At 40.8% G+C, this 7,067-nt stretch carries 7 protein-coding genes and 2 pseudogenes; all 9 read left to right on the plus strand.

From position 1 onward, the window contains the following. Nucleotides 1–244 (plus strand): annotated as a pseudogene (locus tag HT701_RS09480) (choline-binding protein); the annotation flags it as partial. Nucleotides 245–447: 203 nt separating this feature from the next. Further along, a pseudogene (locus tag HT701_RS09485) lies at nucleotides 448–582 on the plus strand (LPXTG cell wall anchor domain-containing protein); the annotation flags it as partial. Nucleotides 583–885: 303 nt separating this feature from the next. Next, on the plus strand, nucleotides 886–1,659 hold the full coding sequence (locus HT701_RS09490; protein ID WP_172931460.1) for a TatD family hydrolase: 774 nt from the start codon (nucleotides 886–888) through the stop codon (nucleotides 1,657–1,659). Continuing rightward, on the plus strand, nucleotides 1,659–2,219 hold the full coding sequence (gene rnmV, locus HT701_RS09495; RefSeq protein WP_172931461.1) for a ribonuclease M5: 561 nt from the start codon (nucleotides 1,659–1,661) through the stop codon (nucleotides 2,217–2,219). Before HT701_RS09490 ends, rnmV begins: the two co-directional genes overlap by 1 nt. A 71-nt stretch (nucleotides 2,220–2,290) precedes the next feature. Next, nucleotides 2,291–3,190, plus strand: coding sequence for an XRE family transcriptional regulator (locus HT701_RS09500; protein ID WP_172931462.1), 900 nt, complete (start codon nucleotides 2,291–2,293; stop codon nucleotides 3,188–3,190). 303 nt (nucleotides 3,191–3,493) lie between these two features. Beyond that, complete coding sequence (locus HT701_RS09505; RefSeq protein ID WP_172931464.1) at nucleotides 3,494–3,805, plus strand: lactococcin 972 family bacteriocin; 312 nt, start codon at nucleotides 3,494–3,496, stop codon at nucleotides 3,803–3,805. 76 nt (nucleotides 3,806–3,881) lie between these two features. Then, nucleotides 3,882–5,912 (plus strand): bacteriocin-associated integral membrane family protein, encoded by a 2,031-nt coding sequence (locus HT701_RS09510; RefSeq protein ID WP_172931463.1) that lies wholly within the window; start codon nucleotides 3,882–3,884, stop codon nucleotides 5,910–5,912. 1 nt (nucleotide 5,913) lies between these two features. Then, on the plus strand, nucleotides 5,914–6,555 hold the full coding sequence (locus tag HT701_RS09515) for an ABC transporter ATP-binding protein (protein WP_000565529.1): 642 nt from the start codon (nucleotides 5,914–5,916) through the stop codon (nucleotides 6,553–6,555). Beyond that, a complete protein-coding gene (locus HT701_RS09520) occupies nucleotides 6,548–6,859 on the plus strand; it encodes a hypothetical protein (RefSeq protein ID WP_166736444.1) in 312 nt (103 codons plus the stop codon). Before HT701_RS09515 ends, HT701_RS09520 begins: the two co-directional genes overlap by 8 nt. The last annotated feature ends 208 nt before the right edge of the window (nucleotides 6,860–7,067 follow it).

Consider the following 7,067-nt stretch of genomic DNA (forward strand, 5'->3'; position numbering starts at 1 on the left):
GGCCACAGGATGGTTGCTATACAATGGCTCATGGTACTACCTCAATAGTAATGGTTCAATGGCCACAGGATGGTTACTAGACAATGGTTCATGGTACTACCTCAACAGTAATGGCGATATGAAAGTTAGCCAATGGTTCCAAGTTAGTGGGAAATGGTACTATGTAGATGAATCAGGTATGCTTGCAGTCAATACAACAGTAAACGGCTATAGAGTCAATGCTAATGGTGAATTGGTAAACTAAATCTAACTGAATGAATCTTAATATTATTTTTTGATAGGATATTAAGGCTGAAAATAACTCCATAATCTCTAGCCAGATTTATTCTACTGGAGATTATGGAGTATTTTGTAATATAAGAGATAATGGAAGGATGAGCTAGTGACTCAACATTCTTATATAATAGATTGAATCTAGAGTAGTACATAGTTACTGATGAAAAATCAACTGTTAAAGTGCCTGCTGGCAAATAATTACCTAACACAGGTTCAGCATCAAGTGCAGCACTTGCTAGTCTTGGTCTAGTGGCGGCAACCAGTGGTTTTGCTTTGCTAGGAAGAAAGGCTAGACGTAGAAAATAGGACAGCTAGAAAATTCTATTCTCTACTTAAAGTTAGATTATAAGGGGGATTTTGAGAAGTCATCAATCCTAGTGATGGGTGAGAAAAGTGAGAACCCAAGATAATTACACACTTTAGCTGAAAAGGGATATTCTATCAATGTAACCAGTCTCTTCTGTCTCTAACTGTGGAATAGAAGATGGGCAATATCGGATAGAAAAGCTAGCAGAATAGCTCTCTATGGAAGAGAGGAGGGAAACCGAAAAATTGGGTGCCCCTCCTCTTTTTTGGTATAATAGAAGATAGAAAACGAGGTTAGAAGAGATGATTTTTGATACACATACACACTTGAATGTAGAAGAATTTGCTGGACGTGAGGCAGAAGAAATTTCCTTAGCTGCTGAGATGGGTGTGACACAGATGAATATTGTTGGTTTTGATAAACCGACGATTGAGCGTGCTTTGGAGTTGGTGGATGAGTACGACCAACTCTATGCGACTGTTGGTTGGCATCCTACAGAAGCAGGGACTTACACGGAGGAGATTGAAGCTTACTTGCTTGACAAGCTCAAGCATCCAAAGGTAGTTGCCTTGGGTGAGATTGGGTTGGACTACCATTGGATGACAGCGCCAAAAGAGGTGCAGGAGCAGGTTTTTCGTCGTCAGATTCAGTTATCTAAGGACTTGGATTTGCCTTTTGTTGTCCACACCCGTGATGCGCTGGAAGATACCTATGAGATTATCAAAAGTGAGGGAGTTGGTCCTCGAGGTGGTATCATGCATTCATTTTCAGGGACGCTTGAGTGGGCAGAGAAGTTTGTGGCGCTTGGCATGACTATTTCCTTCTCAGGAGTGGTGACTTTCAAGAAGGCTACTGATATCCAAGAAGCAGCTAAAGAGTTACTTTTGGACAAGATTTTGGTGGAAACAGATGCGCCTTACTTAGCACCTGTACCCAAGCGTGGTCGCGAAAACAAAACAGCCTATACTCGCTATGTAGTGGATTTTATTGCAGATTTGCGTGGCATGATGGCAGAAGAGCTAGCGGCGGTAACAACTGCAAATGCAGAACGAATTTTTGGATTGGACAGCAAGTAATGAAGGAAAAAATTTCTCAAGTCATCGTAGTTGAAGGTCGCGATGATACGGTCAATCTCAAGCGTTATTTCGATGTGGAGACCTATGAGACACGAGGTTCTGCCATCAATGATCAGGATATAGAGCGAATTCAGCGTCTACACCAACGTCATGGAGTCATTGTCTTTACAGACCCAGATTTTAATGGGGAGCGGATTCGGCGTATGATTATGACGGCCATTCCAACAGTTCAGCATGCCTTCCTCAAACGAGATGAAGCTGTTCCTAAGTCCAAAACTAAGGGGCGTTCTCTGGGAATAGAACATGCCAGCTATGAAGACCTGAAAACGGCTCTAGCTCAGGTGACGGAACAATTTGAATATGAGAGCCAGTTTGACATCAGTCGTAGCGACTTGATTCGCCTTGGTTTTCTAGCAGGGGCAGATAGCCGTAAGCGCAGAGAATATCTGGGAGAGGCTCTCCGAATTGGCTATTCCAACGGCAAGCAACTCCTCAAACGCCTAGAGTTGTTCGGGGTCACCTTGGCAGAAGTGGAAGTAGCTATGAAATCTTATGAGTAGGAAAGATGTAGCCGTTACAATTTTTTAAGTTTCACAGTATTTTTCGAAGCAGGTAGAAGAGGAGATGTCTGATGTTAATTGGTCAAAAAATTAAAGAGATTCGGATAGAAAAAGGAATTAGTCGTCCAGATTTTTGTGGAGATGAGCAAGAACTGACAGTTCGTCAACTGTCGCGAATTGAAAGTGGAGCTTCGCAACCGAGTTTGCCCAAGTTAGACTATATTGCTCGCCGGCTAGGAGTTCCAGCTTATAGCCTTATGCCGGATTTTTCAGCTCTTCCTCCTGCTTATTTAGAATTGAAATACCAGATTTTACGTGAACCAATCTATGGTAAAGAAGAGGAGTATGATAAGAAGGAAGCGTGTTTGGAAGAGATTTATAAAACATACTTTGATAATCTTCCTAAAGAGGAACAATTAGCATGTGAAGTATTGCAGGCGTGTTTGGATACTTCTAGAACTAGAAGGCCTGAATATGCAGAGTTAATACTTGAGGAACATATGCCTCAGATTCTAGAAAAAGAAGTTTATTCAATAAATGATATGTTGTTGATTCGTTTGTTTTTTTATCAAATACTCATTAGAAAAGATCTTGCCAAATTTGTGAATCAAATCGAAAAGCTAATGTTCTTTCTTTTAGAACAGAAGAAGGTAACTCAATTAGAAAACTTCTTTATAATTAGAGATACTCTTATTTCAGGAATGTGTTGTCTTGAAAAGGTAGGAGTAACTGATTGCTTTAATGATTATCTATCGTGTTTACAAGAAATTATGGATAAAACTCAAGATTATCAAAAGAAACCTCTTGTATTTATGTTTTTGTGGAAGCAAGCATTAAGAGAAGAAAGAGATTTTAGTTTAGCTGAATCATTTTATCAGTCTTCTAAAACATTTGCGCAGCTAATTGGAGATGGATTTCTAGTAAAGAAATTGACAGAGGAATGGCAAGAGGATGTCAAAAAATATTTATAAACATAGTGAATCAGTGACAAAAATGTCCTTGTCCTCGTATCAAAACAGTTCTAAAGTTCGTCTTTAGAACTGTTTTTTTATATATAAGCTAAAAATGACACGAAATAGTTAGATTTTAAGGACATTGGTGTCCTTGATAGTGTGATAAAGATGGAGTATAATGACTATAAAAGTTCATTTCAGGGTGCTATTTTGATAATTTAGAGAAAAACAAATAATTTTAGAATATCATTTAGTAATATAATAGTATCAACGTTGATAATGGAAAGAGGAGCAAATAACTCAACAATCTTGTAATCAAAAATAGAGGAGTATCAATATGAAAAAACAGTTAAAAAATTAGCCCTTGTAGCGAGCCTTGCAGCAACATTAGGTGGAAGTGTAGCAGTAGTATCGGCCGCGGTTAAGTATCCAGATGGTGGTGTCTGGACGTATGGTTCAGCTAACGGTGGTGCTTACTCAAACTACTATCACTCTTCAAAATATCATAGCTCAACAGTTGTTAGTAGAAAAACTGGTTCATCTGATAAGGGATATGCTGGTGATGGAGGGACTTCTCGTGCATGGATTCGTACTTCTTGGGGAGAGAAAGTTGCATTCTACTATAATGTTTAGAATGGTATAGCCCTATTGTTTAGCTTTACTTGGTCACCTTCTCACTAAGTGACCAAGTAACTTTTTGGAGGAAATGATGAAACGCTTATTTATTTTGATTTCAATGGTATTGGTATCGCTTTATATGGTGATAAATTCTGTTGACCATCGAGAAGAGATTTTATTTGGTAACTATCCCTCTGTTGATGTGATGGGTACTGGGCTAGACCAATCAGTAGCTGATCGAGAAAAACTGACAGAGGCTTTGAGTCACTTGGCAGTAGAGCACAATAGTCTCATCGCCCGTCGGATCGTTGAGCCAAATGAAGCTGGAGAAACACGCTTTACCTATGCTACTTATGGTGAGGGAGAACTTCCAGAAGGTTTGACCATTTCCTCCGAGGAGAGTGCAGAAACGAGTGATTTATTAGGTTCTTACTTGATTGTGTCAGGGAGTCTGGATGGAGTGAGCTTACAGACCGCCCTGCAAGAACTGGGTTATAATGGTGTTGTCTCGAATAGAACAGAGTCATTTTCGATGGTCGTCCTCTTGGCTGCTACCCCAATGGGGCTACTGAGTCTAGCTATTTTTCTGCTGACTTTTATGAGTCTGACCCTGATTTATCGGATCAAGTCCCTTCGTCAGGCAGGGATTCGCTTAATCGCTGGTGAGAGCTTGTTTGGGGTGGCTCTCAGACCGGTGTTAGAAGATGTGAGACAGCTTATCTGCTCAGTGCTGGTATCCAGTCTTTTGGGATTGGGGATTCTCTGGTATCAAGGTGCCTTGTTTATGGCAACGGTGCAACTGGTCATCATTGCTCTTCTATTTTATGGATTGATCCTGGCCGGGATTTCTACCTTACTAAGTGTCGTGTATCTACTTGGTTTACAGGAAAATAGTTTGGTGGATCTATTGAAAGGGAAACTCCCTCTCAAACGTATGCTGACATTGATGATGGTGGGGCAACTCTTGGCCGTGTTGGTAGTCGGCTCGAGTGCGACTGCTCTCCTACCCCACTACCGTGAAATGCAGGAGATGGAGAAGGCTAGCGATAAATGGAGCCAGTCCTCAGACCGTTACCGTCTATCCTTTGGTTGGTCTAGTGCATTTGCCGATGAAGAAGGAATGCGTAAGGATAATCGTGAGTGGCAGACATTTACTGAAGAACGGTTAGCCAATACAGACTCTTTTTATATCATGAGCAATGTTGACAATTTCTCAGATGGAGCAGAAGTGGACCTAGATGGCAATCGTCTCAGTGACTACACACCGTCAGGGAATGTTATCTATGTCTCACCGCGCTATCTGATAGAAGAAAAGATTACCGTTTCTTCAGAGTTTATGGACAAGATGCAAAACTTGTCTGAGGGAGAGTTTGGGCTGATTTTGCCTGAGAGCTTGCGAGAGCAGTCTGCCTACTACCAAGGATTATTTACAGATTACCTGCAAAGATTTTCATCTGAAAGTGTAGAGGCGACGAGTCAGAAACACTACCTTCCACAGTTAAGGCTAGATTTTACAGAAACAGGACAGGAACGCTTCCTCTATAATGATGGGTACAAGACAACACGTCAGTACCTAAAAGATCCGATTATTGTAGTTCTAACGCCGCAAGCGACTGGAACAAGACCTGTTGCAGGGATGTTGTGGGGAACTACGGCTAATAGTGCCTTGAAACTAGATCGATATGGAGACAGCATCACCGCTCTAAAAGAGCAAGGTCTGTATCACAAGGTCTCTTACTTGGTAAAAAGTCAGCTATTTTTTGCCAAGGTACTAAATGACAAACGGGTGGAGTTTTACTCTCTCCTTATTGGGACGATTTTGACCCTGTCTACGGCTATCTTGTTATTTGATTCCATGAATCTTCTCTATTTTGAGCAGTTCAGACGGGAGCTTATGATTAAACGTCTTTCTGGTATGACAATCTATGAGCTTCATGGCAAGTACTTACTGGCGCAAGGAGGAGTTCTCTTGCTTGGCCTAATTCTATCTAGTGTTTTGACAGGAGATAGCTTGATTAGCGCTCTAGTTGTAGCTTTATTTACGCTTAACGCTCTGTTGATTTTAGTAAGGCAGGACAAAAAAGAAGAAGCTGGTAGCATGGCAGTATTGAAAGGAAAATAAGATGATTGATATTCAAGGATTGGAAAAGAAGTTTAATGACCGCGCGATTTTCTCTGGTTTAAATCTCAAGCTGGAGAAGGGCAAGGTCTATGCCTTAATCGGAAAGAGTGGAAGCGGAAAGACGACGCTGCTGAATATCTTAGGCAAACTAGAAAAGATAGATGGAGGACGGGTTCTTTATCAGGGGAAAGATTTAAAAACCATTCCCACTCGTGAGTATTTTCGAGACCAGATGGGCTATCTCTTTCAAAATTTTGGCCTCTTAGAAAACCAATCAATCAAAGAGAATTTGGATTTGGGCTTTGTTGGTCAGAAAATCTCAAAAGTCGAACGTTTGGAAAGGCAAGTGGAGGCTTTAGAAAAGGTTAATCTAGGGTATTTGGATTTGGAGCAAAAAATTTATACTTTATCTGGGGGAGAAGCCCAACGAGTTGCCCTTGCGAAGACTATTTTGAAAAATCCACCCTTGATTTTGGCAGATGAACCAACAGCAGCTCTTGATCCTGAAAATTCAGAGGAGGTTATGAATCTCTTGGTGGGCTTGAAAGATGAAAATCGAATGATCATCATTGCGACCCATAATCCCCTAGTCTGGAATAAGGCCGATGAAATCATTGATATGAGGGAACTTGCTCATGTGTGAAAAAATCCGTATTCGCAGGGTATCTGATTATCCGAGTGCCAGAGGTGGTTTAGAAGATATTCTCATCATGGAAAACATGACCAATCATCTCCTTTTGGTTCAAATCCGAGTGAATGGCTATTTGCTTGATTTTGCTAGCATTGAAGGGCAAAGACAAAAGCATTATCGTTTGAAAAATTTACCTCAAACGGTTGAACTGACAGTGGATGATGTGGAGGAGGATGTAGATTTGACCCTACCTGAAAATCGAAGTTATAAAGAAGCTGATTTTTTGATACTCAATGAAAATCAAAGAGCAAACTAGGAAGCTAGCCGCAGGCTGCTCAAAGCACTGCTTTGAGGTTGTAGATAAGACTGACGAAGTCAGTTACATATATCTACGGCAAGGTGAAGCTGACGTGGTTTGAAGAGATTTTCGAAGAGTATGAACGGATGTTTCGAGAGAAGCGCTAAGGCCACTTTTAAAGATTTTCAAGACTATCTTTCTTCATGAGGAAAGATAGTTTTTTGGT

It is taken from the genome of Streptococcus sp. 10824 (genome assembly GCF_013276595.1).
Classification (GTDB): Bacteria; Bacillota; Bacilli; order Lactobacillales; family Streptococcaceae; genus Streptococcus; species Streptococcus pseudopneumoniae.